Below are 24,287 nucleotides of genomic sequence, written 5' to 3' on the forward strand. Positions count from 1 at the left end.
GTGCCCGATCATGGCAAGGAGAGATCACGTACGGTGATCCGGCTGTGATCTCGGGTGATGCCACCGAAGTGTGTGCCCCGGTCGACGCCTCGCCCAGCCGGACGGCGCCGGTCAGGTTCCGACGACCGCCGAGCGGTGTGCCGTCTCCGGGCCGGGCGCCAGCCGTTCGGCGCGGAAGCGCGACGGCGGCACGGAGTAGTAGGTGAGGAACGCCTGGCGCAGCGACTCGGTGGAGCCGAAGCCGCACCGGCGGGCCACCGCCGCCAGCGGCAGCGTGGTCGAGGTCAGCAGGTGCGCCGCGGCCTCGGCCCGGACCCGTCGAACGTACTGGGCGGGCGTCTCGCGCAGGTAGGTGAGGAACAACCGGGACAGGTGCCGCTCGCTCACCCCGGCCAGTCGGGCCAGCGCGGCACCGCCGAGGTCGTCGGCGAGGTGACTGACGATGTGGTCGCTGGTGCGCCGTACGACAAGGTCGTCGGTCGGGCGTCGGGACAGGAACATGCTCATCTGGGCCTGGCTGCCCGGTCGCTGGAGATAGGTGACCACGCCCAGCGCGACGCCCCGCGCCAACGCCGTACCGTGGTCCTCCTCGATGAAGGAGAGGGTCAGGTCCAACGCGCTGGTGACCCCGCCCGAGGTCGCGACGTTGCCGTCCCGGACGAAGATCGGATCCGGGTCGACGATGACGTCGGGGTAACCACGGGCGAACTGCTCGGCGTACATCCAGTGGCTGGTGGCCCGGCGGTTGGTGAGCAACCCGGCTTCGGCGAGCACGGTCGCGCCGGTGCAGACCGACGAGATCCGACGGGCCAGCGCGGCCAGCCGTCGTACGTGACCGACCAGGACCGGGTTCGCGGCGGCCCGTACGTGCCCGAGCCCACCGGAGACCACGAGCGTGTCGATCGGGGTGTTGAACCGCTCCACCCCCGCCTGTGCCTCGAGTCGCAGCCCCGAGTCGCAGGTGATGCCCTGCCCGCCCGGCGTCGCCAGCACGGTCCGGTAGGGCGGGTCGGCGCCGATCCGGTTGGCGATGTCGAGACTGGAGCTGACGCAGGCGATGTCGATGAGTTCCGCCCCGTCGTAACCGACGATCAGGACCACCCGCTCCGCCATGCTGCCACCGTATCCAGGACCGGCCGCCGGGCGGACGGCGCGGGGCGGCGTGGTTCCGGCGTGGTTCCGGCACCTTGCCCCGGGCGGACAGCAGGATTCCGGCACCGGCACGCAGGATTCCGGACAGGACCGGTCGGCGGCCCGGCCCGGCCGGGTCCGCCGGGGGCACGATCGACGCCATGACGGGTACGACATCCGCGCGGGCGGCGCGACTGACCGATCGGTGGCCGACGGCACTGGCGGTTGTCCCCGTCGCCGGTGCGCTCACCGTGATGGCCCGCAGCGACCAGGAGGCAAGGATCTTCGGTCCCGCGATCGCCACGATGGCCGGGATCTACCTGGTCGCGTACGCGATCGGCCGACCGTGGACGGCGTGGCTCGCCTTCGTCGCGCTGAGCGCGGTGGTCTCGGTGTTCCCGGTGTTGCGCGCCCTGGCGGTGCCCGGCGCCGACGCTGCGGTCGGCATGACGGTGCTGCTGGTGCCGCTCTGGTTGTGGGCGGTGGCCCGGCGCCGGTTCACCGACCGGGCCACGTTCTCGGTCCAGACCGCCGGGCTGATCGGTTTCGGCACGCTCACGCTGCTCTGCGCGGCGGTCGCGCCCCGGCTGGGCATCCTGGTCGCCGCGGTCGGATTCCTGGCGCACGCCGCCTGGGACGCCTACCACTTCGCGGTGGACCGGGTGGTGAACCGCTCCTGGTCGGAGTTCTGCGCGGTGGTCGACGTCGTGGTCGGGGTGGCGCTGGTCGTCGTCGCGGCGAACTGACCCGTGCGGGTGCCCGGACGGAGCCGGGGCCGGTCCGCCGAGGACCCGCTTCCGGCCGGGTGCGCGGGCCCGTCCGACCGTGTGGGAACGGGCCCGTCCGACCTTGTGGGCGCGGGCACACTTTCCCGGATGACAGTGGTCGGCGCGGCAAGACGACCTACGGTCGAGCCATGCGAATCCTCTTTACCGGAGTCCCCGGGCTGGGTCACCTGCTGCCGCAGTTGCCGCTGGCCCGTGCGTTCCAGGCCCAGGGACACGGTGTCGCCGTCGTGGTCCCGGAGTCCATGGTCCCCGTCCTCGCCGCCGAGGGAATCGAGGTCCTGGCGGCCGGCTCGGACATCCCGGCCATGGTGGTCGAGCTGGCCCAGCGTACCGGGGTGGACCCGATGACCGGACTGACGCCGGAGATCGAGGCCGAGGCGTTCGCCGGGGTACGGCCCGACCTGTCGGCCGACGAGCTGTTGGCCACCGCGCGGGCCTGGCAGCCGGACCTGATCGTGCACGACCAGTACGACATGGTCGCGCCACTGGTCGCGGCGGTCCTCGACGTACCGGCCGCCCTGGTGACCCTCGGCCCGGACACGCCGGACTTCACCGCGCTCGCGGCGCCCAAACTGGACGAGCGTTACCAGGCCCGTGGGCTGACCCGTCGTCCCTACCGGTTCGTTCTGGACATCTGTCCGTCCGGGTTGCAGCGTGACGGTTGGGTGACCCCCGCCGGTTGGATGTCGTTGCGCCCCGAGGCCCACCGGGCACCGGAGGGTACGCCGGCCCCGACGGTCGCCCCGCTGGCGGCGCAGCCTCGGATCCTGGTCACCTTCGGGACGCTCTTCACCAATCCGGTGGTACTCGGCCCGATCCTGCGCGGGCTCTCGGCGACCGGCGCCGGGCTGCGGGCCACCCTCGGACTCACCGCCGCGCCCGAGGACTTCGACGTCGACCTGGCGAGGGTCAACTTCGAGCCGTTCGTGCCGTTGAGCGAACTGCTGCGCGACATCGACCTGGTCGTGGGGCACGGTGGGGCCGGCACCACGCTGGCCGCCCTGGCCGGTGGGATCCCGCTGGTGTTGTTGCCGCAGGGCGCGGACCAGTTCATCCAGGCCGAGCGCGCGGTCACGGCCGGTGCCGCCGCCCAACTGCTGCCCGGGGAGGCCAGCCCGGAGGCGGTCGTCGCGACGGTGCGGAAGGTGCTCGCGGAGCCCTCCTACCGGGACAACGCGGAGAAGATCGCGGGGCAGATCGCGGCGATGTCCTCGCCCGCCGAGGTGGCCGAGGCGCTCGTGGCGGAACTGACCTGACGCGCCCATGGCGGAACTGGCCTGACGCGCTCGCCGGGCTCTCCCACACCCGGCTTGGGGAGCCCGGTGGCCCGGTGGCCCGGTCGAGCCGGGCGGCAGCCGCGAGGATCAGGCTGATCCGGCGGGAGCCGCGACGGGAGCTGCGACGATCAGGCCAGGGTGCCCTCGTGCGGTGCGGCGGCCCACGGCAGGCCGAGTTCGGCGTACGTGGTCATGGTGGTCGCGGCGGTGGCGATCGCCGCGTCGACGCCGTCGATCACCCAGGCCCGGCTGCCGCCGCTGCCGCTCGCCCGGCGGTGTTGGGCCGGGACCGGTGTCGGCGCCGGTGCGGCGAGGATCGCCTCCACCAGCGCCGTGAAGTCCCGGGTGGCGTCGAGCGGGGCGAGCAGGGCGACACCCGACGGGTCCCGCCGGTGGTCGAGCAGGTTCGCCAGCAGACCGGTGCGTTCGGCGCGGGGCGCCTGAACCGCCGCGCCGGGCACGGCGGCCGGACGACCCCCGGCAACCCGGTCCGGGTCGTCGATTGTGGTGAGGAGCAACCGGTCGGTCGGGTATTCCAGTACGGCCGAGCCGGCGGTGCCGTGCACGAGCATGTCGCCCTCGCGGAACCGCCCGGCGCTGAGCGTGACCGCGACCAGCAGCGGTGGACCGGCGGTGAACTCCACCCGCAGGCATGCGGTGTCCTCGACCTCGATCTCGCGGGTGCGGTAGCGCTCCAGCGTGAGTCGGACCGGCACCGCGCCGGGTGCTGCCGCGCGGACCAGGTCGAGACCGAGCATCAGGGTGTGCGCGAACGGATTGACCAGGGCGCCGTCGACCACGGGTCGCCCCTCGACCAAGCGCCGGCCGGCCCAGGGGGAGCGGGCGTAGTAGGCGTCGTCACGGATCCAGGTGCCGGCGGCGGCGACGCCGGTGACCTGCCCGAGCCGCCCGGACCCGATCGCCTCCCGGAGTGTGGCGAGCGCGTGCGAGCCCTGGGCCTGGAAGCCGACCTGGCAGACCCGACCGGCGTCGTGCACCGCGTGGGCCAGCCGGTCGTGGTCGGCGAGACTGCTCACCGGGGGCTTCTCCAGCAGCAGGTCGGCACCGGCGGCCAGCGCGTCGAGCGCGATCGGCAGGTGGGTGTGGGGCGGTGTGCTGACCACGACGACGTCCGGGCGGGCGGCGGCGAGCATCGCGCGGTGGTCGGTGTGTACGGCAACGCCCGGCCCGACCTCCTCTTCGGAGAGTGGCCGGGTGTCGCAGACGGCGACCAGCCGGACCCGTCCGGCGTCCCGCAGGGCGTCGATGGCGCGCCGGTGCTGGACGCCGTAACCGGTCGCGCCGACGAGGGCCACCGTCGCGGGTGTGGGCTCGGACATGCCGGCGAGGCTACCGACGGCGGTGTAACGATTCAACCCGCCTCCTCGCGCTCGTCCGTCGTCCAGGTAACAGAGGCGACGCGACCTGGTAATCATCCCTTGACAAGAGGGTGGACCGGTCCTAGCGTCCGGTTTAGTTAAACCGTTTCATAAAGCCACGTCGCCCGTGCCGGGCAAGCGCTTACCTCCGTGCTCCACGCGCCCCCAGCGAAGGAGAAACCCCTATGTTGAGAACCCGCCGGACACACCGACTGGTGCGAGCCGCCGCGGTTGCCGTGTCGGCGCTGATCGCCCTGCCGCTGGCCGGCTGCGGCGGTGGCGGCGACGAGGCCGAGGACGGGCCGGTCACCCTCCAGTTCACCTGGTGGGGCAACGACGCCCGGGCGAAGGTCACCGAGGAGGCGATCGACCTGTTCGAGGCCAAGTACCCGGACATCAAGGTGCAGACCTCGTTCGGCGCCTTCGACGCGTACTTCCAGAAGCTCTCCACCCAGATCGCCGGCGGCGACGCCCCCGACGTGGTCCAGATGGACCGCGCCTACCTGCGTGAGTACGCCGACCGCAACGCCCTGCTGGACCTGGAGAAGTACGTCAGGGACGGTACGTTGAAGGTCGGCGACCTGACCCCCACGCTGCTGCCGGCGGGCAAGGTCGGCGACGCCACGTACGCGATCCCGATCGCGCAGAACACCCAGGGCGTCATCTACGACCCGGCACTGTGGAGCGCCGCCGGCGTGACTCCGCCGAGCCTGACCTGGACCTGGAACGACCTGCTCGCCGCGGGCCAGAAGCTGAAGGCGGCCGGTGGGGGCAAGGTCGCCGGTTTCGGTGACTTCGGCTTCGCCATCGACTGGTTCGACATCTGGCTCCAGCAGCGCGGCAAGAAGATCTACACCGACGACGGCAAGCTCGGCTTCGAGGAGGCCGACCTGGCCCAGTTCTGGACCATGACCGGCCAGTTCCGTACGGCGGGCGCGCTCGCCCCGGCCGAACTGACCACCCAGATGGACGGTTCGGTGCAGAACTCCTCACTGATCAAGAAGGGGGTGACGGCGGAGGTCAACTACGACTCCAGCTTCAGCCCGATGATCTCCGCGTACGGGGCCCCGCTGGCGATCGGGCCGATGCCCAGCGACACCGACAAGCGCGGCATGATCGCCTCGATGGCCATGGCGTACAGCGTGGCCGAGCGCAGTGAACACCCGAAGCAGGCCGCCATGTTGATCGACTTCCTGATCAACGACGAGGCGGCCGGCAAGGTCCTCGCCGTCTCCCGGGGCATGCCGGCGAACGCCAAGGTCCGGGACGCCCTCGCGCCGACCCTGGCCGCGAACGACAAGCTCGTCTACGAGTTCGAGAGTTCGGTCGCCGGCCAGTTGCTGCCGACCCCGCCGGCCCAGCCCAAGGGCGGCGGTGCGGTGAAGGCCGAGTTCCAGCGGGTCTACGACGAGGTCATCTTCGGTCGGATCAGCGCCCAGGAGGGCGCCAAGCGCCTGATCTCGGAAGCCAAGTCCCAACTCGGCTGACCCCACCCCGCAAAACCACCCCCCGCCACCCGCGCCCCCCGCCACCCGTGCCCCCCGCCCCCGCCGCCCCTCCACCTCGCCGATCTAGGGCAGATCAGCACTGTTTGATCTCCTACGAGGTCGATTTCCCCTGGATCGGCGCGTGGCGGGGGCGGCGGGGCGTGGCGGGGGCGGGGGGGCGGGGGGCGGTTTTTGGGGGAGGTTCGGTGGGTAGGCGGCGGGGGGTTGTGATCTGGGGAGAGGGGCGGAGATGAGGGCGACGGTCTGGCACGGTGTTGGCGATATCCGGTTGGAAGAGGTTCCGGATCCCCGGATCGAGGAACCGACCGATGCGATCGTCCGGGTCACCAGAAGCGCCATCTGCGGCACCGACCTGCACTTCGCCCGGGGAACCGTGCCCGGACTGGAGGAGGGCGCCATCATCGGCCACGAGGGCGTCGGAGAGGTGGTCCAGGTCGGCAGCGCGGTGCGGAACTTCTCGCCCGGCGACCGGGTGGTGATCTCGTCCACCATCTCCTGCGGGTTCTGTTCCTACTGCCGCGCCGGATATCAGGCCCAGTGCGACAACGCCAACCCCGGTGGGCGTCGTGCCGGCACCGCCTACTACGGGGGCCCGGCGAGCACCGGTGGCTTCGCCGGACTCCAGGCCGAGTACGCCCGCATCCCGTACGCGAGCAACGGGCTGGTCGCGCTCCCCGACGACGTCTCCGACGACGAGGCGATCCTGCTGTCGGACATCTTCCCGACCGCCTGGTTCGGCGCCCGGATCGCCGACGTCTCCGCCGGTGACACGGTGGCGGTCTTCGGCTGTGGGCCGGTCGGACAGCTCGCCATCCTCGCCGCGCAGCTACAGGGCGCCGGCCGGGTGATCGCGATCGACCAGCTACCGGACCGGCTCGCCACGGCCAGGGGCCAGCACGCCGAGGTGATCGACTTCAGCGTCGAGGACCCGGTCTCGGTGATCGACGAGCTGACCGGCGGCATCGGGGTGGACCGCGCGATCGACGCGGTCGGTGTCGACGCCCAGCGGCCGAGCCAGGGACCGGCCGGGGTCAGGGCCGACCAGCAGGCCGACCTGATCAGCCGGGAGCAGACCGACATCTCCCCGCACCCGGCGCCGCAGGACGGCAACTGGGTGCCGGGCAACGCGCCCGGTCAGGCGCTGCGCTGGGCGGTCGACTCGCTGGCCAAGGCCGGCACGCTCGGCATCCTCGGCGTCTACCCGCCGACGATGACCTCGTTCCCGACCGGCATCGCGATGAACAAGAACCTCACCATCAAGGCCGGAAACGCCAACCACCGGCACTACCTGCCGCAACTGGTGGAGATGATCGGCAACGGCACGGTCGACCCGACCGGGCTGGTCACCGAGGAAGAGGCGATGAGCGACATCGTCGGCGCGTACCGGGAGTTCGACCGGCGGGAGCCCGGCTGGCTGAAGGTGGCCATCGACCCCGCCGCGTGAGTCCCGCGACCCACCACCTGTGGCTCGGCCTCATGGCGACCCGGTCCCGATGCCGGTGGACTGGCCCGGGTCCTGGTGGACTGGTCCCGATGCCGGTGGACTGGTCCGGGCGTCGGTGGACTGGTCCGGGGCGCTATCGGAGCAGGTCGGCCAGGAGGCGTACGCCCACCGGCCAGGGGCCGTACCCGGCGGCCGTGTTGATGTGCCCGGCATCGCCCGCGTCCACCAGCACGGCGCCCCAGCCCGAGGCGTACGACACCGACTGCTCGTACGTCGCCCAGGGGTCGGTCCGGCTCGCCACCACCACGGTGCGGAACGGCAGGCGTCCCGTGTGCACGACTGCCGGGAACCGTTCCTCCGGTGGGTCGTCCGGTCCCGGAGTCCACCCGGGATCGAGGTAGGGCGGGGCGACCAGCAGCGCCGCGTGCACCGGCAACCGGTGCTCGGCCGCCCACTGGGCCACCGTGACGCAGCCGCCGCTGTGCGCCACGAGCACCGGTGGCTCGGGCTCGGCGGCGATCGCCTGGTGCAGTGCCGCCACCCGGGTCACGATGTCGAAGTACCGGCCCGGTCGGGGAACCCACCGGCAGTCCGGCAACTCTCTCGACCATCGCTCCTGCCAGTGCTCGGACCTGGCGATCCCACGCCCCGGCACCAGCAACACGCTCGGCATGTCGCCGAGGTTACCGCTGCGACCGATCCTCCGGCTGTCCCGAGCGCCAGGTGTCCGGTGCGACGAGCAGCAGCACCAGTACGGTGAGGATGGCCAGCACCAGTACGACCTCGGCCGGCGCGTCGACGACGGGGAGCATGGCGCTCAACGAGATGGCGACGAGCACCATGAGGAACCACCGGACCACCCGACCGCCGCGCCAGAGCGCGTACGCGTACAGCATGGTCAGGGCCAGCCGGGGAACCTCTTCGAGCACGGCCTCCGGCTCGCCCGCGGCGAACCGGTCGACCGACTCGACCAGGGTCACGACCAGGGTGGTCACGCTGAGCAGCACCACCGCGGCGACGACCTGGATCGGTGGGCGGGGTCGCGCCGGTCGGCTCGGTCCGTCGAGAAAGCTCACCGCCGCAGTGTGCGCCCAGGGATCAACGGCCCTGCGGTTCGAGTTTGGCGAGTTGGTCGAGCTGTGCGGTCCGGGTCCGCTGGATCTCGGTGGCCAGGGTCCGGATGTGCGGCTCGCTCCCGGAACGCTCCACCGCGCGGGCGAGTTGCAGCGTCTGCTCCAGGTGGTCCCGCATGTTGGTGACAAAGAGCTGGTCGAAGGCGGGACCGGTGGCGGCGCTGAGGGCGCGCAGGTCGTCGGCGGTCACCATGCCCGGCATGTCGTGCCCCTCGTGCTCGTTGCTCTCCGCCACCCCGGCCTGCCGGAGCAGGTCCCGCAGCCCGGTCAGCTCGCCCCGGTGACCCGTACCGACCTGGTCGGCCAGGTCGCGTACGCCGGGGTCGGAGGTCTGTTTCGGGGTCAGGTCGGTCAGCAGCAGGGTCTTCTGGTCCAGTGCGATCATGAGTTGGGTCCAGGCCAGGTCCGTCGGGTTGAACGCGCCGGACTCGCCGGCCGGGCCGATCGTGGCGCTCGGGGCGGCCGAGGTCGCCGGGGCGCCCCCGCCGCCGCCGGCCGCCGGGTCGTCGCCGGCACCACAACCGCTGACGAGTACGGCGAGCAGGACGAGCGCCGCCGCGCCTCGTACCGTGGATGTCATCGTGCCCTCCCTGGTTCCCGGCGACCGGGTACGAACCCGGGCGGGACCCGGCTGACCGGGTCCCGCCGTCACGCAATGATCATCGTGCAGTGCCTCGGCGATGCGGAAGGGGTCAGTAGCGGCCGTCGTGGTTGCACTTGATGACCGGCCGGATGCAGTCGCGCACCCGCCGCTCCATCTCCGCCGCCGGCCAGGCGTTGAAGAAGTCGCCGTGCATGGTGTAACCAGGGCCGGACGCCAGCCGGAAGTTGGCCGGGTTGCCGTTCACCGGGTAGCGCAGCACCTGGCGCAGCTTCGGCACGTGCACCGGGTGGGTGGACGGACAGCCCTGGTTGACCGGGTAGGCCATGTGGCTCTTGTGGTCGGGCGAGTCCAGGTCACGGCCGTTCCAGCACTGCGGGAAGTCCAGGTACGACTCCATCTGGGTGCCGGCCGGACAGTTGACGAAGTCCTTGCCGGGTGGGATGTGTCCGGCGTGCAGGCAGGACCAGCGGGCGATGCTGTCGTCACCGCCGGTGGCGCGGGCGTTACCGGCGACGATCTTCAGGCCGAGCGGCATCGGTTGGGTCTGCGCCACCACGTCGGCGCGTACGCCCTCGCCGAGGTAGTAGAAGGTGGCGATGGTCGGCTCAACCGGCACGTTGTTGTTGTACAGCGTCGGCACCCAGTACGACGACAGGTCGATCGCCGGGTTGCAGTTGCTCGACGCGTTGGCCAGGCTGGTGTAGTCCGAGTTCGCGTTGGTCGAGGTGTTGCCGAAGAAGCTGTGCATGTGCGACGCCCCGGCCAGGCGGGGGTAGATGATCGGGTCGTCCGGCAGCCGGTGGCTGAACGGACAGTCGGCCGGGAACTCGGCCACCCGGACGATCGGGCCGCCGGGCGGAGGCGGGGGCGGTGCCCCACCGTCGTCGCCGAAGACCTGGAACTCCCAGAGCGACACCCCGTACGCGGTGGCGCGCTTGGTCGAGTGCAGGCGTACGTACCGTCCGTTGCCGGCGACCGTGATGCTCTTGCTGCCGCCGGTGCCGTTGACCGTGGTGTGGATGGTGGTCCAGTTCGTGGCGTCGGTCGAGGTCTGGATCCGGAAGTCGCTGGCGTACGCGGCTTCCCAGTTCAGCGCCACCCGGCTGATCGGGCGGGCTGAGCCGAGGTCGACCTGGATCCACTGAGGGTCGCTGAACGCGCTGGACCACCGGGTGCCGGCGTTGCCGTCGACGGCGGCGGAGGCGGCGTACGCGCCCTCGACCGAGGACGCCGTGGCGGGGCGGCCCTGGGAGAGCGTGATCTCGGCGGCGGCGGCCGGGCCGGCGCCGATCGCCAGGTACGTGCCGAGCAGTGCGACGAGCGCGGTGCCGAGGGCGGCGAGGCGTAGCCGTTGACGTGGTGGTCGGGAACGGGCTGTCGGTGGTGCGACCGGTTGCATGGGGCTCCTTCGGGGCGTGGGGCGGAGAGCGGCGGGGGAGTCGCCACCGGTGCAACGTCCGTGGTGGGGTCCGGTGGCGCCCTGCTCCCGCGGTCGAGGCGGGGCCGGGACGGGCGTCGGGCGGGCGCACCGGAACCTGTGTCGAACGGGTTACGGACGAATGTCGATCTGTGTAGTGAGAGCGCTCTCTGGCACCACTTTGACTCTTCTATCGCCCAGAGTCAATGCTTTGGGGCGGTTCCGGAACGGCGCCTGCTCGCGGACGAATCTCCCGCGTGATCGAAGTGCGTCGGCCGCCTCCGCGACCATGCGCCGGCACGGGCAGCGGCGCCCCCGATTCCCCCGCCGCTGCCCGTGCCTCGGCGCCCCTGTCGCGCCCCGCCCCCGGGGCGCGGATGGTCGGCAGGCAAAAGGTAGCGAGCCACGATGGACCGCGGCCGGTATCGACACCGGCAACGCTTACCGCCAGTGACCAGGCAGAATGGAGCGGGATCGGCATCGATGTGGCGAGCGGAGCCGGTGGCGCCGGCCGGTGGGGGGCTGGTCTATGCGTAACACGTCCCTGGGACAGCTTTTCCGGCGACGACGGGAGGACCTGGGCTGGACCCAGGAGGAACTCGCGCGGCGGGCCGGGCTGAGCATCCGGACGGTGCGTAAGGTCGAACACGATCAGCTCGACGCGATCCGCCGAACCTCCGTCGAGTTGCTGCGCGCGACCCTGGGGCTCATCGCGGACGACGGCCAGCCGGGCAGCGGCGGAGCGGACACCCCGGCCGCGTCACCGTACGTCGCCGTGCTCGGACCGCTGCGGGTCAGCCGCGACGGCTGGCCGGTCACCCCGACGGCGACAAAACTGCGCTGCATGCTCGCGCTGCTCGCGATCCAGCCGGGGCAGGACGTCAGCCGGGACGAGATCGCCGACACCCTGTGGCCGGACAAACCACCGGCCACCTGGCAGAACCTGCTGCACACGTACGCCGCTCGGCTGCGCCGGCTCTGGCCGGCGGACCCGGACAGCCCGCGCGTCGAGGGCACGGCTGGCGGTTACCGCCTGTCCGCCACCGCCCGGCACCTGGACGTCCTCCGCTTCGTCGAACTCCTCGACGGCCACCCGGACCGGGACGGTGCCGGCCCGGACAGTGACTCGTTGGCGCGGGCGTTGGACTGCTGGCGCGGCGCCGTCTGCGCCGACCTACCCGACCACCTCGGCCAGCACCCGGCCGCCGTCGCGCTGCACCGGCGTCGGCTCGACGCCGCCCTGCGCTACGCCGACCTCGCCGGCAACGACGGTGAACACGCCGCGGTGGCCGAGCGGCTGGGCGCCCTGGTCGAGATCGAGCCGCTGCACGAGCCGCTGCACGCCCGGTTCATCCAGGCCCTCGTCGGGTCGGGCCGCCGGGCCGCCGCGGTCGAGACCTTCCACCGGATCCGGGTACGACTGGACGAGTCGTTGGGCCTGTACCCGGGTGCCGAACTGGCGGCCGCCCTCGACCACGCGCTCCGGGAGGACCAGGAGCGGGAACCGGCGACGCCCACACCCGTGGTGCCGGCGCAACTGCCGGCGCGGGCGTCGACCTTCATCGGCCGCGCGGCGGAGGTGGCCTACCTCGACAAGCTCGCCGCGAGCGAGGCGCGGGCGGCGACGGTGGCCGTCATCCACGGCACGGCCGGGGTCGGCAAGACAACGCTCGCCGTCCACTGGGCCCGCCGCTCGGCACACCGGTTCCCGGACGGTCAGCTCTACGTCAACCTGCGCGGGTACGACCCGGCCGGTGCCGCGCTGGACCCGGCGGTGGTGACCCGGGCCTTCCTGGAGGCGCTCGGTGTCCGGCCGGATCACCTGCCGGCGAGCTACCCGGCCCAGCAGGGCCTGTACCGCAGCCTGATCGCCGACCGGCGCCTGCTGGTCGTGCTGGACAACGCCCGGGACGCCGGCCAGGTCCGGCCGCTGCTGCCCACCGCCGTCGGCAGCATGGCCCTGATCAGCAGCCGGGACAGCCTGGTCGGCCTGATCGCCACCGACCACGCGCGACCCGTACCGCTGGACCTGTTCAGCCTCGACGAGGCCAGGGAGTTCCTCGCCGACCGGCTCGACAACGACCGGGGCAGCACCGAACCGGCGGCGGTCAACCAACTCATCGGCTGGTGCGCCCGGCTACCGCTGGCCCTGGCGATCACCGCGGCCCTGGCCGTCACGCATCCCGAGCGACCGCTCGGTGAGGTCGTGGCGGGGATGAGCCGCACCGGTGACCTCGGGGCGTTCGCCAGCGGCGACCCGGCCACCGATCTGCGGGCGGTCTTCTTCTGGTCGTACCGGACCCTCAGCGCTGGCGCCGCGCGGCTGTTCCGCCACCTCGGGCTGCACCCGGGGCCGAGCATCACCGCCTCGGCGGCGGCCAGCCTGATCGGGCACCCCGGCGGCCAGACCCGGGTGCTCCTGAACGAACTCCTACGGGCCCACCTCGTCACCGTCGACGGTCCTGGCCGGTACACCCTGCACGACCTGCTGCGCTCGTACGCGGGCGAACTGGCCGACACGGACGAGTCGCCCACCGACCGGGACGCCGCCCTGCGTCGCGTACTCGACCACTACCTGCACAGCGCGCACGGCGCCGACCGGCTGCTCTACAGCCGCCTCGACGCCATCACACCGCTCCCGCCCGACGGCGACGTCGGTGTCGAGTCGTTCACCGAGCCGGCCGCCGCGCTCGCCTGGTTCGACGCCGAACGCGTGGTCCTGCTCCGCGTGATCGACCTCGCGGCCAGCGTCGGCCGGCACACCCACGCCTGGCAGATCGCCTGGACCATCAGCATGTTCCTCAACCGGAGGGGGTACTGGCAGGACTGGGCGCAGGCCCAGCAGGCCGCCGTCGACGCCACCGCCAACCACAACGATCTCGGCCAGGCGCACGCCCACCGCCTCCTGGGGCTGGTCTACCTGCGGCTGAACCGGACCGACGAGGCGCACACCCAACTGCGGCGGGCACTCGCCCTGTTCCAGCAGCTCGGCGACCGGGCCGGCGAGGCGAACACCGAGCGTGGCATCGGCCGGACGTACGCCCGTGAGAACCGTTACGAACAGGCGCTGCCGCACACCCGGCGGGCACTCGACCTGTTCCGCTCGGCCGGGAACCGTGCCGGCGAGGCCAGCGCGCTCAACGCCAGTGGTTGGTACAACGCCCGGTTGGGCCAGCACCACATCGCCCTCGAACAGTGCCGGCAGGCACTCGCGATCCAGCAGGAGACCGGCGACGAGAGTGGACAGGCGAACACCTGGGACAGCATCGGGTACGCGCACCGGGCGCTCGGCGACAACGTCTCGGCCGTCGCCTGCTACCAGCGTTCGCTCGTGCTCTACCAGAGCGTCAACGACCAGTACGGCAAGTCGGACACCCTGCGCAGTCTCGGCGAGACGTGGCTCGACCTCGGTGACCGGGAAGCGGCCCACGGCGCGTGGCGGGCCGCCCTCGACATCCTCCAGGAGATGGGGCACCCCGACGCGGCACCCCTTCGCGCCCGGATCGCCGACCCGGCTCCGTGACCCCGAAGGGCACCGGGGTCGGACCGGTGGCGGCCCCTGCGCGAGATCTGCCGCTCCGCTGCCGGTCGTGTGCATCCGGCCTGCTCAGCGCCGTACCCCGGTGCCGGTCGAGGTACGGGTTCGTGTCCTCGCGCATCGATAGATTCCGGTTCATCAGCACTCGGAGGGGGAGAGATGAACCGAATGAAGGCACTCGCCACGGTGTTCGCCACCAGCGTGGCGGCCACCCTGCTCGCCGTCCTGCCGGCCGGCGCCGCCAGCGCCGACAACGGCGACGGGACGTCCAACTGTGTATCGGGGGAGATCTGCTTCTACTGGAACAGCGAGGACCGCTACCAGAAGCACTTCTACTACTACGGCGACCACGGCGGCAACAACTTCATGGACTACGGGGCCGGCAACAACGTCATCTCCGGCATCCCGCTCCAGGACCACGCCTGGTACGTCCGCAACCGTGACACCGGCTGCCGCATCCGGGTCGGGGCGCTCGACATCAACGGGCAGTGGCAGTGGGACTACATCCCGAACGACGGGGTGAAGCGTTGGCTCACCAACACGGCCGACCGTAACGACCGGCACGAGTGCGGCTGACCGTACGGGGTGGGGCGGCCGGGGTGCCGCCCCACCCTCCCGGCCGAAAGGAGACTCCGATGCAGAAGCGTCTTCCGGTGGTCCTGACCATGGTCGGCATCGCGCTGGTCGTCGCGGGCTGTTCCTCCACCTCGGACGACCCGGCCGAACCCCAGGCGCCGTCCGGCCGCTACCTGACGGTGGCATCCGACCGGATCGCGGTCGAGGTGTTCCGGTCCGACATCCTGGTCCGGCTCGAACGGCAGGAGGCGTCCGTACGCGCCACCTGCATGGCCGAGCGGGGCTTTCCGCAGTTGGCGCAGGTTGGTCAGGTGGCGCCGGAGCGGGGGCTGGTCGAGCTGAACGTCACCGCGCCCGGTTTTGCCACGGTCAGTGAGGCGGACGCGCGTCGACTCGGCTTCGGTCAGGACGAGCCGGCCCGCGCCCCGCGCGTGATGAGCTACCACGCCGGTTTCGACCGCGCCTTCGCCCGCTGCACCGAGCAGGCCGCCGACCGGATCGGCCCTCGCTTCACCGACCTGCGCGGGCGCGCGTACGACCTGATGCGGGACGTGAATGCGGAGGTCCGGGCGGAGAGCACCAGCGGTGCGGACGCCGAGGCGTACCGGATGATCGCCGCGCCCGTGCTCGACTGCCTGGACCAGGCCGGTTTCACCCACCAGGGCGACGAACGACACCTGCGCGCCTACGGCGTGGGGCTGCCGACGGGGACCTGGTCCGGTGCCGGGCCGCCGACGCCGAAGGAGGCCCGGGGCACGGTGGAGGTGCTGCCCGCGGTCCCGTCCCGCACCTACACCCCGACCCCGGGCGAGGTCGCGCTGGCGGTGGCGGCGAACCGCTGCGCCCGCCGGTCCGGGTACGCCGAGAAGTACGTCGAGCAGGCCCTGACCTCCACCCGTGCGGTGCTGACCCGCCACGAGGTCGAACTCGCCGAACTGGCCGCCGCGATCGACAGGCTGGCCGACCGCTCGCGTCGGTAGCGGCCTGTCCCCGGGGACCGGCCGGCTGGGGGGCCGGCGGACCCGGGGACACGGCGGTATCCACGGAGCCGGTTGTGCGGTTGCCACCCGGCAGGTACTTTCCACATGGAAACATGATGGGAGGACCGATGCGAGAGATCGACCGGGACGAGGCGGCCTCGATGCTGCGGGGTGTGCGGCACGGCCTGCGGCGCGGGGCGGAGGCCGTCGGGCCGAGGCGTCCCCGCCGCTACGTCGCCGTCACCTGCCTGCTGGCCGCCCTGCTCGGCGCGTCCTTCGACATACCGGCGGGGCTGTGGGGCGTCGGCGCGATCATCCGGTTCCCACTGCCGATGCTGATCGTGCTCGTCTGGACCCTCTACACCCGAGCCGAATGGCGGGCCAGACCGTCGCCACGCGCGTTCGGCCGCTACGGCGTTGTTCTCGCCGTCGCGGCCCACCTGGTCGGCTTCTCGGCGGCGACCCTGCTCGGGCTGGCCCTGCGCGACGCCGGCACACCCCTGCCGTTCACCCTCGCGGGGCTCGCCTACGGCGTGCTCTTCGTTGTGGTCATCCTGCTAGGGGCCAGGCGGCTGGCCACCCGCTACGCCGAGGGGATCGGGCAGGGGCGGTGGTGACGTCCGAGTCCGCGTCCGGTCCGACCCCGCCGCCTTCAACCGTCGCGCCGAATCCCGCCATTCACACCACCACCCGGCTGGCGATCATGGCGAGTCTCGCCGCCGCCGAGGAAATGGAGTTCGGCACCGTACGGGACGCCGCCGAGATCAGTGACTCGGTTCTGTCGAAGCAGGCCGCCGCGCTGGAGTCGGCCGGATACCTCACCATCCGCAAGGGCCACGTCGGCCGCCGTCCGCGTACCTGGTTGTCGCTCACCCCCGAGGGCCGCGCCGCGCTGCGGTCGCACGTGGCCGCCCTCCGGCGGATCCTCGGCCGAGCCGAGGCGCAGGACCTCTGACCGTCCGCCGGCACCGCCCGGTCGCCTGCGGCGTCAGGACCGACCGGGCGGGGTGCCGTGCCACCGCACGAGACACGGCACCCCCTTCCGGACCCGCGGGCACCCCACCCGCGGGAGACCTATTCCGGCCGGCCGATCCGGGCCGCCGCCGCCCGCCAGGCCGCCGCCGAGCCGGGGGTCGGGCGGTACGTCCGCAGCCCGCCGTCGCGACGGGACAGTCCCCGCAGCTCGGCCAGCCCGCCGCCGAGCACGCCGAGCGCCCGCGCCTGCACCAGGGCGTTGCCCAACGCGGTCGCCTCGACCGGACCGGCGACCACCGGCAGCCCGCAGGCGTCGGCGGTGAGCTGGCAGAGCAGTTCGTTGCGGGCGCCGCCGCCGACGACGTGCACCACCTCGACCTCGCGTCCGGACAGCTCCTGGGCCTGCCGGACCGCCGCCCGGTGGGCCAGCGCCAGGCTGTCCACGATGCACCGGACCATCGCCGCCGGGTCGTCCGGCGCCGGCTGCCCCAGCCGTACGCACGCCCGCGCCAACCGGGCCGGCATGTCACCCGGCGGCAGGAACTCCGGGTCGTCGGGGTCCACCACGGCGGCCAGTCCCGGTCGACGGGCGGCCTCGGCCAGCAGTTCGGACAGTTCCGTGCCCAGCCCACCGGCCCGCCAGGTCCGCAACGACTCCTGGAGCAGCCAGAGGCCCATCACGTTGCGCAGGTAGCGGATCGTCCCGTCGACCCCGGCCTCGTTGCTGAAGTTCGCCCGCCGGCTGTCGGCGGTGAGCACCGGTGCGGTCAGCTCCAGCCCGACCAGGGACCAGGTGCCGCAGGAGATGTACGCGAACCGGTCGTGCTCGGCCGGCACCGCCACCACCGCCGAGGCGGTGTCGTGCGAGCCGACGGCGGTCACCGGCACCGGCCAGGTCGCGCCGACCGCCGTACCGATCTCGGGCAGCAGTTCTCCGGCGGCGTCCCCGGGCCGGCGCAGCGGGCCGAAGATCCGCGCCGGCAGCCCGGCCTGTCCGATCAGCTCGGTCGACCACTCGCGGGTCCGTACGTCCAACAACTGGGTGGTGGAGGCGTTGGTGACCTCACTGCCGGCCACCCCGGTCAGCCAGTACGCCAGCAGGTCCGGCACGAGCAGCATCCGGTCGGCCGCCGCCAGCGCGGGCGTGTCGAGCGCTGCGGTGAGCTGGAACAGGGTGTTGAACGGCAGCAGTTGCAACCCGGTGAGCTGGTAGAGCCGCTGCGCGCCGAGCGCGGCGACGACCCGGTCCGGCACCCCGTCGGTACGCCGGTCCCGGTAGTGCACCGGGTTGCCCAGCAGCGCCCCGCCCGCGTCCAGCAGCCCGTAGTCGACCGCCCAGGAGTCGATCCCGATGCTGGCCAGGTCCGGGCGGCGGGCCAGGGCGGCCCGCAGCCCGGTCAGCGTCTCGGCGTGCAGCCGCAGCGCGTCCCAGTAGAGCGCGTCGGGCAGGCGCACCGGTCCGTTGTCGAACCGGTGCGCCTCGGTGAGCGTGATCCGGTCCCGGTCCACCTCGGCGAGCATCACCCGCCCGCTGGAGGCGCCGAGGTCGACCGCGGCGACCGCCGCCGACCTCGGTGTCCGGCCGTTCATCGCCGACCGCCCGTCGTCGCACCCATGGTCACCGGCTCAGCGCAGGAAGGCGGCGGCCACGCCGGCGTCGACGGGTACGTGCAGCCCGGTGGTGTGCGACAGGTCGCCCCCGGTGAGCGCGAAGACCGCGTTCGCCACGTGCTCGGGCAGCACCTCCCGCTTGAGCAGGGTCCGCTGGGCGTAGTACGCGCCCAGTTCCTCCTCGGGTACGCCGTACACGGCGGCGCGCTTGGCGCCCCAGCCGCCGGCGAAGATGCCCGAACCCCGGACCACGCCGTCCGGGTTCACCCCGTTGACCCGGATGCCGTACCCGCCCAGTTCGGCGGCGAGCAGCCGGACCTGGTGCGCCTGGTCGGCCTTGGCGGAGCCGTACGCGACGTTGTTCGGGCCGGCGAAGACCGCGTTCTTGCTGACGACGTAGACGATGTCGCCACCGGCGCCCTGGTCGACCATCATCCTGGCGGCGGCCCGGGAGACCAGGAACGACCCCTTGGCCATCACGTCGTGTTGCAGGTCCCAGTCGGCCTCGGTCGTCTCCAGCAGCGACTTCGACACCGACAGGCCGGCGTTGTTGACGACCAGGTCGACCCCGCCGAAGGCGAGCGCCGCCGCGGCGAACGCGGCCTCGATCGCGGCGCCGTCGGTGACGTCGACGGTCACCGGGACCGCCCGGTCGGGGTCGCCGATCCCGGCGGCGATCCGGGCGGCGGCGTCGGCGTCCCGGTCGGCGACGACCACGGCCGCACCCTCGCCGCCGAGCCGGCGGGCGATCGCGGCGCCGATGCCGGAACCGCCGCCGGTGACCAGCGCGACCCGACCGGCGAGCGGCTTCGGCCTGGGCAGCCGTCGCAGCTTTGCCTCTTCGAGCAGCCAGTACTCGATCCGGAACTTCTCCGCCTCGTCGATCGGCGCGTACGTCGACACCGCCTCGGCGCCGCGCATCACGTTGACCGCGTTGAGGTAGTACTCGGCGGCCACCCGGGCGGTCTGCTTGTCCTTGCCGAAGCTGAACATGCCGACCCCGGGCACCAGCACGATCGCCGGGTCGGCGCCCCGGATCGCGGGGGAGTCCGGGGTGGCGTACCGGTCGTAGTAGGCGCGGTAGTCCTCGCGGTACGCCTGGTGCAGCTCCCGCAGCCGGGCCACCGCGTCGTCCAGCGGCGCGTCGGCCGGCAGGTCCAGCACCAGCGGCCGGACCTTCGTCCGCAGGAAGTGGTCCGGGCAGGAGGTGCCGAGCGCGGCGAGCCGGGGGTGTTCGGCGCGGGCCAGGAAGTCCAGCACCGCGTCGTCGTCGGTGAAGTGCCCGACCTGGCGGGCGTCGGTGCTCGCCAGTCCCCGGACCACCGGGGCCAGGGCGGCGGCCCGCGCCCGTCGCCGGTCGGCCGGCAGCGCCTGGTAGCCGGGCCGGACCGGACCGAACGGCTCGGGTCGCCCGTGCTCGGCGAGGAACCGCTCGGCGGTCGCGATGATCTCCAGCGAGCGGGCCTCGCACTCCTCGCTGGTCGCGCCCCAGGCGGTGATCCCGTGCCCGCCGAGGATCACCCCGATCGCCTGCGGGTTCTCCCTGGCCAGGGTGGCGATGTCCAGACCGAGCTGGAAGCCGGGGCGGCGCCACGGCACCCAGAGCACCCGGTCGCCGAAGCAGCGGCGGGTCAGCTCCTCGCCGTCGGCGGCGGTCGCCAGCGCGATGCCGGCGTCCGGGTGCAGGTGGTCCACGTGCGCGGCGTCGACCAGGGCGTGCATGGCGGTGTCGATCGACGGGGCGGCCCCGCCCCTGCCGTGCAGGCAGTAGTCGAACGCGCCGACCATCTCGTCCTCGCGGTCGACCCCAGGGTAGACGTCGACCAGCCCCCGGAGCCGGTCCAGGCGCAGCACCGCGAGCCCGGCCTCGGTCAGCGTGCCGATGTCGCCGCCGGAGCCCTTGACCCACATCAGTTCGACCGGTGCGCCGGTGACCGGGTCGTCGGCGCTGGCCTTGACCGAGACGTTGCCGCCGCCGTAGTTGGTGTTGCGCCGGTCGGCGCCGATCCGGTGACTGCGCGCGAGCAGCGCGGTCACCTCCGGATGCGTACCCATCGCTGTGCTCGGTTTCCCCTCGTAGGTGACGTTGTCCAAGGTCGCGCCCACCGGGGTCAGGCCCCCCAGCCGGCCTGCTGCCCGCCGACCCGCTCGGCGGCGATCTTCGCGGCGTGACCGGAGCGGGCGTACGCGGCCATCGGGTCCGGGTCGAGGCCCTGCTCGGCGCGGATCTCCCGGAGCAGCGGCCGGACGTCGGTGTCGTACGCGTCCATCAGCACCGCGTTGGCGCCGAGTACGTCCCCGGCGGCCTGCGCGGCGGCGAGCGCGTCGGCGTCGACCAGCAGCGCCTTCGCGGTCGCCTCCTGCACGTTGAGCACCGAACGGATCTGGCCGGGGATCTTCGGCTCGATGTTGTGGCACTGGTCGAGCATGAAGTTCACGCCCGACCCGGGCCGCAGCGCGTCGGCCCGGACGATCTCGTGCATGATCCGGAAAAGCTGGAACGGGTCGGCGGCACCGACCATCAGGTCGTCGTCGGCGTAGAAGCGGGAGTTGAAGTCGAACGCGCCGAGCCGCCCCTCGCGCAGCAGGAACGCCACGATGAACTCGATGTTCGTGCCGGGGGCGTGGTGCCCGGTGTCGATCACCACCTGGGCCCGCTCGCCCAGCTTGAGGCAGTGCGCGTACGCGGTGCCCCAGTCGGGCACGTCGGTGACGTAGAACGCCGGCTCGAAGAGCTTGTACTCCAGCAGGATCCGCTGGTCCGCGCCGAGCCGTTGGTAGGTCGCGGCGAGCGCCTCGGCGAGCCGGTCCTGCCGGGACCGGATGTCGTCCTGGCCGGGGTAGTTGGTGCCGTCGGAGAACCAGAGCTTCAGGTCACGTGAGCCGGTGGCGTCCATGATGTCCACACACTCGAGCAGGTGGCCCAACGCCTTGCGGCGGATCGCCGGGTCGGGGTTGGTGACGCTGCCGAGCCGGTAGTCGTCGTCCTGGAACACGTTGGCGTTGATCGCGCCGATCCGTACCCCGAGGTCGGCGGCGTAGGCGGCCAGCTCGGCGTAGTCGTCCACCCGGTCCCAGGGGATGTGCAGCGAGACGATCGGCGCGATCCCGGTGTACGCGTGCACCTGCGCGGCGTCGGCGATCTTCTCGTGTGGCGTACGGGGCACGCCGGGCTGGCCGAAGACCTTGAACCGGGTGCCGGAGTTGCCGTACGCCCAGGAGGGCACCTCGATGCGCTGGCCGCGCAGGGCGGCCCGGACCTCCGGTGAGGCTGCGGTGGCGGTCACGATTGCTCCTGTGGGGTAGCGGACGCGTGCTCGGACGCGGGGTCGATGGCGTCGGCGGCGTCGAGTGCGTCGAGCTGCGCGTCGAGGTTGAAGATCTCCTCGAGGACGGTGAAGCCCTCGTCCGGGCGCCGCCCGTCGAGTCCCTCGAAGAACGGGGCCATCTCCGCCTGCCACCGCGCGTTGACCTCGGTACGTTCCATCGCGGCCAGCGACGCGGCCAGGTCGTCGGTGCGGAAGTGCCCGACGAGCAGACCGTCGGTGTGCAGGTGGAGTGAGTAGTCGTGCCAGCCGGCGGCGCGGAGTGCGGCCAGCATCTCCGGCCAGACGGCGGCGTGCCGGGCACGGTACTCGGTCAGCCGATCGGGTCTCACCCGTAGGACGAAGCAGACTCTCCGCACCGGGCCCCCTTAGTTGTGAACCGTTTCAAAAATCCCGCTCCCAAACTACGAGCGACGGCGCGGGGATGTCAAGGAACGAAGCTGTCGCTCAGCTCTCCCGACGGGTGTAGCGACTCGACTCCCGGACCACCAGCTCCGGTTCGAAGATCACCTGTTGGTGCTGGTGGACGGTGGGGTCGTTCGACTCCTCCAACATCAGCGCGGCGGCGGTACGGCCGAGGCGCTGGCGGGGCTGGCGGACCGAGGAGAGCGGCACCGCCGCCGCGGCGGCGAACTCGATGTCGTCGTAGCCGACCAGGGCGATCTCCTCCGGCACCCGGACCTGCTGCCGGGTCAACTCCTGCAACACCCCGAGGGCGAGCAGGTCGTTGGCGCAGAAGACCGCGGTGGCCCGAGCCGAGCGGGGCTGGCCGAGGATCCGGGCGGCGGCGTCCCGACCGGCGGCCACCGTCGGGCTCGGGGTGTCGAACCGGCGGAGCTGGTCCTCCTGTAACCCGGCCTCGCGCAGCGCGTCCCGGGCCCCGGCGTAGCGGTCCCGGACCTGCTCCAACCGCCACGGGCCGCCGACGAACGCGATCTGCCGGTGTCCGGTCTCGACCAGGTGCCGGGCGGCCAGCTCGCCGCCGAGCCGGTCGTCCACCGAGACCGAGCAGACGTCCGGCCGGGTCGAGCGCCGGTCCAGCAGGACCACCAGTACGCCCCGGTCGCGCAGCCGTACCAACCGCTCGTTGTTGTCGTCGACCGGCGTGATCAGCACGCCCTGCACCCGCTGCTCCTCCAGCAGGTCCAGGTAGGCGCTCTCGCGCACCGGGTCGCCGTCGCTGTTGCAGAAGATGACCGCCATCCCGGCCGCGCCGGTGGCCTCCTCGACGCCCTTGGCCACGTCGGTGAAGAACGGGTTCGCCACGTCCAGCACCACCAGTCCGAGCGTGCGGCCCCGGCCCCGGCGGAGCTGGCGGGCCGCGTCGTTCGGCACGAAGCCCAGCTCGCTGATCGCGGCGAGTACGCGGGTACGGGTGGTCGCCGCGACGATGTCGGGCCGGTTGAGCACGTTGGAAACCGTGCCGACCGACACACCCGCGCGGGTGGCCACGTCGCGGATGCTCACGGCTGGTCCCGCCACCGTCGACTCCTTTTCCCTGGTCGCCGCTGGCGCGCGCCGACTGAAACGTGTCAAGAATAGCCCTGCCAGGACCGGGCCCCGTGTTCACCGGTGGCGCGTCGTCGGGCCGTCCGGCGTCCGGTCGTCGCGTGTCGTGGCGCTGACCCTACCGGCAGCAGCGCGGACACTGGTCCGGGTAGGGTGGCGCCGATCGGGGGCAAGCGCTTTCCTACGTACGTCTGATCGGACCCATCCGGGTGACCGACCACGAGAGGCGGACAGATGAGCCACGAAACCACCGCGACCCGGCTGCGCGTACGCGGCGAGACCGTCGCCGAGTACGTCCCCGAACCGGACCTCGACCCGCGCCTGTCGCCCCGGCCGTACCTGCACCCGGTACGCACCCTCGGCGGGGTGACCGTCACCGACATCCTGCCCGAGGACCACCCGCACCACCTGGGCGTCTCCATCGGCGTGCAGGACGTCAACGGTTACAACCTCTGGGGCGGGCGCACCTACGTACGCGACCAGGGCTACACCTGGCTCGACGACCACGGGCGGACCGAGCCGGAGAGCTGGGGACGGCAGGCCGACAACGGCTTCGGGCAGCGGCTGCGCTGGCTCGACCGGGACGGCCGGACGCTGGTCACCGAGGACCGTACGGTCTCCGCCGGTGCCATTGCCGGCCGCGACGACGCCTGGCTGCTCGACTTCGCCTACACCCTGACCGCCCCGGCCGACCTGGACGTGACGCTGGGCAGCCCGGCCACCAACGGGCGCCCGGACGGTGCCGGCTACGGCGGTTTCTTCTGGCGGGCGGCACTGGGCCAGGTCGACGTGCTCACCGCCAACGGCGACGGCGAGGAGCAGGTCAACGGCAGCGCCGACCCGTGGCTGGCGCTGGTCGGACAGACCGCCGACGCTGCCCCGTACACCCTGGTCTTCTCCGGTCTGGGCGCGGGAGACCACTGGTTCGCGCGGGCCGGGCAGTACCCGGGTGTCTGCGTGGCGCTGGCCTACCGGCGGACGCTCACCATCCCGGCCGGAGAGCGGATCAGCCGACGGCACCGGGTCGCCGTCGCCGACGGCGCCCTCACCCGCGACCAACTCGACGGCCTGCGCTGAACCGCTCCCGGTCC

21 protein-coding genes are annotated in these 24,287 nt (G+C 72.5%); 10 read left to right on the forward strand and 11 right to left on the reverse strand.

All coding sequences use genetic code 11. From position 1 onward, the window contains the following. Window positions 1–111: 111 nt before the first annotated feature. Window positions 112–1,113 carry a GlxA family transcriptional regulator gene (locus ACI2K4_RS09125; RefSeq protein WP_404509910.1) on the reverse strand — a complete coding sequence of 334 codons (1,002 nt, stop codon included), beginning with the start codon at window positions 1,111–1,113 and terminating at the stop codon, window positions 112–114. 179 nt (window positions 1,114–1,292) lie between these two features. Here ACI2K4_RS09125 and ACI2K4_RS09130 point away from each other — a divergent pair, with 179 nt between their 5' ends. Together ACI2K4_RS09130 and ACI2K4_RS09135 are read left to right on the forward strand one after the other, a co-directional pair. Then, window positions 1,293–1,877, forward strand: a complete 585-nt coding sequence (locus tag ACI2K4_RS09130; protein WP_404509911.1) for a hypothetical protein — start codon at window positions 1,293–1,295, stop codon at window positions 1,875–1,877. Between the two features lie 170 nt (window positions 1,878–2,047). Continuing rightward, entirely contained in the window at window positions 2,048–3,175 is a 1,128-nt protein-coding gene (locus ACI2K4_RS09135; protein WP_404509912.1) for a glycosyltransferase, read from the forward strand. Window positions 3,176–3,324: 149 nt separating this feature from the next. Here ACI2K4_RS09135 and ACI2K4_RS09140 read toward each other — a convergent pair whose 3' ends face one another. After that, complete coding sequence (locus tag ACI2K4_RS09140) at window positions 3,325–4,536, reverse strand: Gfo/Idh/MocA family protein (RefSeq protein ID WP_404509913.1); 1,212 nt, start codon at window positions 4,534–4,536, stop codon at window positions 3,325–3,327. A 224-nt stretch (window positions 4,537–4,760) separates the two neighbouring features. Here ACI2K4_RS09140 and ACI2K4_RS09145 point away from each other — a divergent pair, with 224 nt between their 5' ends. Beyond that, window positions 4,761–6,062, forward strand: a complete 1,302-nt coding sequence (locus ACI2K4_RS09145) for an ABC transporter substrate-binding protein (RefSeq protein WP_404509914.1) — start codon at window positions 4,761–4,763, stop codon at window positions 6,060–6,062. 250 nt (window positions 6,063–6,312) lie between these two features. Next, a complete protein-coding gene (locus ACI2K4_RS09150) occupies window positions 6,313–7,527 on the forward strand; it encodes a zinc-dependent alcohol dehydrogenase (RefSeq protein WP_404509915.1) in 1,215 nt (404 codons plus the stop codon). Window positions 7,528–7,660: 133 nt separating this feature from the next. On the opposite strand, the gene ACI2K4_RS09155 is transcribed toward ACI2K4_RS09150, so the two are convergent. From ACI2K4_RS09155 to ACI2K4_RS09170, 4 genes are all read right to left on the reverse strand, one after another. Beyond that, a complete protein-coding gene (locus ACI2K4_RS09155; protein ID WP_404509916.1) occupies window positions 7,661–8,200 on the reverse strand; it encodes an RBBP9/YdeN family alpha/beta hydrolase in 540 nt (179 codons plus the stop codon). Window positions 8,201–8,210: 10 nt separating this feature from the next. Then, window positions 8,211–8,603, reverse strand: coding sequence for a hypothetical protein (locus ACI2K4_RS09160; RefSeq protein ID WP_404509917.1), 393 nt, complete (start codon window positions 8,601–8,603; stop codon window positions 8,211–8,213). A 22-nt stretch (window positions 8,604–8,625) separates the two neighbouring features. Further along, the gene (locus tag ACI2K4_RS09165) at window positions 8,626–9,240 is read right to left on the reverse strand and encodes a DUF305 domain-containing protein (RefSeq protein WP_404509918.1); all 615 of its coding nucleotides are present in this window, start codon (window positions 9,238–9,240) and stop codon (window positions 8,626–8,628) included. A gap of 112 nt (window positions 9,241–9,352) precedes the next feature. Beyond that, window positions 9,353–10,663 carry a DUF1996 domain-containing protein gene (locus ACI2K4_RS09170; protein ID WP_404509920.1) on the reverse strand — a complete coding sequence of 437 codons (1,311 nt, stop codon included), beginning with the start codon at window positions 10,661–10,663 and terminating at the stop codon, window positions 9,353–9,355. A 547-nt stretch (window positions 10,664–11,210) separates the two neighbouring features. Between ACI2K4_RS09170 and ACI2K4_RS09175 the strand changes: the two genes are divergently transcribed. From ACI2K4_RS09175 to ACI2K4_RS09195, 5 genes are all read left to right on the forward strand, one after another. Beyond that, window positions 11,211–14,204: a BTAD domain-containing putative transcriptional regulator gene (locus tag ACI2K4_RS09175; RefSeq protein WP_404509922.1), complete on the forward strand. Its 2,994-nt coding sequence runs from the start codon at window positions 11,211–11,213 to the stop codon at window positions 14,202–14,204. Between the two features lie 174 nt (window positions 14,205–14,378). Continuing rightward, on the forward strand, window positions 14,379–14,795 hold the full coding sequence (locus ACI2K4_RS09180; protein WP_404509924.1) for a hypothetical protein: 417 nt from the start codon (window positions 14,379–14,381) through the stop codon (window positions 14,793–14,795). Window positions 14,796–14,854: 59 nt separating this feature from the next. Continuing rightward, window positions 14,855–15,775, forward strand: a complete 921-nt coding sequence (locus tag ACI2K4_RS09185; RefSeq protein WP_404509926.1) for a hypothetical protein — start codon at window positions 14,855–14,857, stop codon at window positions 15,773–15,775. 128 nt (window positions 15,776–15,903) lie between these two features. Further along, window positions 15,904–16,392, forward strand: a complete 489-nt coding sequence (locus ACI2K4_RS09190; protein WP_404509928.1) for a hypothetical protein — start codon at window positions 15,904–15,906, stop codon at window positions 16,390–16,392. Continuing rightward, on the forward strand, window positions 16,389–16,730 hold the full coding sequence (locus ACI2K4_RS09195) for a winged helix-turn-helix domain-containing protein (RefSeq protein WP_404509930.1): 342 nt from the start codon (window positions 16,389–16,391) through the stop codon (window positions 16,728–16,730). Before ACI2K4_RS09190 ends, ACI2K4_RS09195 begins: the two co-directional genes overlap by 4 nt. Window positions 16,731–16,849: 119 nt before the next feature. On the opposite strand, the gene ACI2K4_RS09200 is transcribed toward ACI2K4_RS09195, so the two are convergent. From ACI2K4_RS09200 to ACI2K4_RS09220, 5 genes are all read right to left on the reverse strand, one after another. Further along, window positions 16,850–18,340: a rhamnulokinase family protein gene (locus tag ACI2K4_RS09200; protein ID WP_404509931.1), complete on the reverse strand. Its 1,491-nt coding sequence runs from the start codon at window positions 18,338–18,340 to the stop codon at window positions 16,850–16,852. A gap of 36 nt (window positions 18,341–18,376) precedes the next feature. Beyond that, window positions 18,377–20,416 (reverse strand): bifunctional aldolase/short-chain dehydrogenase, encoded by a 2,040-nt coding sequence (locus ACI2K4_RS09205; protein WP_404509932.1) that lies wholly within the window; start codon window positions 20,414–20,416, stop codon window positions 18,377–18,379. 56 nt (window positions 20,417–20,472) lie between these two features. Beyond that, entirely contained in the window at window positions 20,473–21,648 is a 1,176-nt protein-coding gene (gene rhaI, locus ACI2K4_RS09210; protein WP_404509933.1) for an L-rhamnose isomerase, read from the reverse strand. Continuing rightward, window positions 21,645–22,046 (reverse strand): L-rhamnose mutarotase, encoded by a 402-nt coding sequence (locus tag ACI2K4_RS09215; RefSeq protein WP_404509935.1) that lies wholly within the window; start codon window positions 22,044–22,046, stop codon window positions 21,645–21,647. Before ACI2K4_RS09215 ends, rhaI begins: the two co-directional genes overlap by 4 nt. Before the next feature lie 88 nt (window positions 22,047–22,134). Next, entirely contained in the window at window positions 22,135–23,169 is a 1,035-nt protein-coding gene (locus tag ACI2K4_RS09220; RefSeq protein ID WP_404509937.1) for a LacI family DNA-binding transcriptional regulator, read from the reverse strand. Between the two features lie 261 nt (window positions 23,170–23,430). Here ACI2K4_RS09220 and ACI2K4_RS09225 point away from each other — a divergent pair, with 261 nt between their 5' ends. After that, window positions 23,431–24,273: a PmoA family protein gene (locus tag ACI2K4_RS09225; RefSeq protein ID WP_404509939.1), complete on the forward strand. Its 843-nt coding sequence runs from the start codon at window positions 23,431–23,433 to the stop codon at window positions 24,271–24,273. The last annotated feature ends 14 nt before the right edge of the window (window positions 24,274–24,287 follow it).

The organism is Micromonospora sp. NPDC050397 (genome assembly GCF_044901685.1).
Lineage (GTDB): Bacteria > Actinomycetota > Actinomycetes > Mycobacteriales > Micromonosporaceae > Micromonospora_G.

Bases quoted from the DNA above. Each gene is read 5' to 3' on its own strand.
- ACI2K4_RS09125 (WP_404509910.1), bottom strand. From the start codon at position 1,113: ATGGCGGAGCGGGTGGTCCTGATCGTCGGTTACGACGGGGCGGAACTC.
- ACI2K4_RS09130 (WP_404509911.1), top strand. From the start codon at position 1,293: ATGACGGGTACGACATCCGCGCGGGCGGCGCGACTGACCGATCGGTGG.
- ACI2K4_RS09135 (WP_404509912.1), top strand. From the start codon at position 2,048: ATGCGAATCCTCTTTACCGGAGTCCCCGGGCTGGGTCACCTGCTGCCG.
- ACI2K4_RS09140 (WP_404509913.1), bottom strand. From the start codon at position 4,536: ATGTCCGAGCCCACACCCGCGACGGTGGCCCTCGTCGGCGCGACCGGT.
- ACI2K4_RS09145 (WP_404509914.1), top strand. From the start codon at position 4,761: ATGTTGAGAACCCGCCGGACACACCGACTGGTGCGAGCCGCCGCGGTT.
- ACI2K4_RS09150 (WP_404509915.1), top strand. From the start codon at position 6,313: ATGAGGGCGACGGTCTGGCACGGTGTTGGCGATATCCGGTTGGAAGAG.
- ACI2K4_RS09155 (WP_404509916.1), bottom strand. From the start codon at position 8,200: ATGCCGAGCGTGTTGCTGGTGCCGGGGCGTGGGATCGCCAGGTCCGAG.
- ACI2K4_RS09165 (WP_404509918.1), bottom strand. From the start codon at position 9,240: ATGACATCCACGGTACGAGGCGCGGCGGCGCTCGTCCTGCTCGCCGTA.
- ACI2K4_RS09170 (WP_404509920.1), bottom strand. From the start codon at position 10,663: ATGCAACCGGTCGCACCACCGACAGCCCGTTCCCGACCACCACGTCAA.
- ACI2K4_RS09175 (WP_404509922.1), top strand. From the start codon at position 11,211: ATGCGTAACACGTCCCTGGGACAGCTTTTCCGGCGACGACGGGAGGAC.
- ACI2K4_RS09180 (WP_404509924.1), top strand. From the start codon at position 14,379: ATGAACCGAATGAAGGCACTCGCCACGGTGTTCGCCACCAGCGTGGCG.
- ACI2K4_RS09185 (WP_404509926.1), top strand. From the start codon at position 14,855: ATGCAGAAGCGTCTTCCGGTGGTCCTGACCATGGTCGGCATCGCGCTG.
- ACI2K4_RS09190 (WP_404509928.1), top strand. From the start codon at position 15,904: ATGCGAGAGATCGACCGGGACGAGGCGGCCTCGATGCTGCGGGGTGTG.
- ACI2K4_RS09200 (WP_404509931.1), bottom strand. From the start codon at position 18,340: ATGAACGGCCGGACACCGAGGTCGGCGGCGGTCGCCGCGGTCGACCTC.
- ACI2K4_RS09205 (WP_404509932.1), bottom strand. From the start codon at position 20,416: ATGGGTACGCATCCGGAGGTGACCGCGCTGCTCGCGCGCAGTCACCGG.
- ACI2K4_RS09225 (WP_404509939.1), top strand. From the start codon at position 23,431: ATGAGCCACGAAACCACCGCGACCCGGCTGCGCGTACGCGGCGAGACC.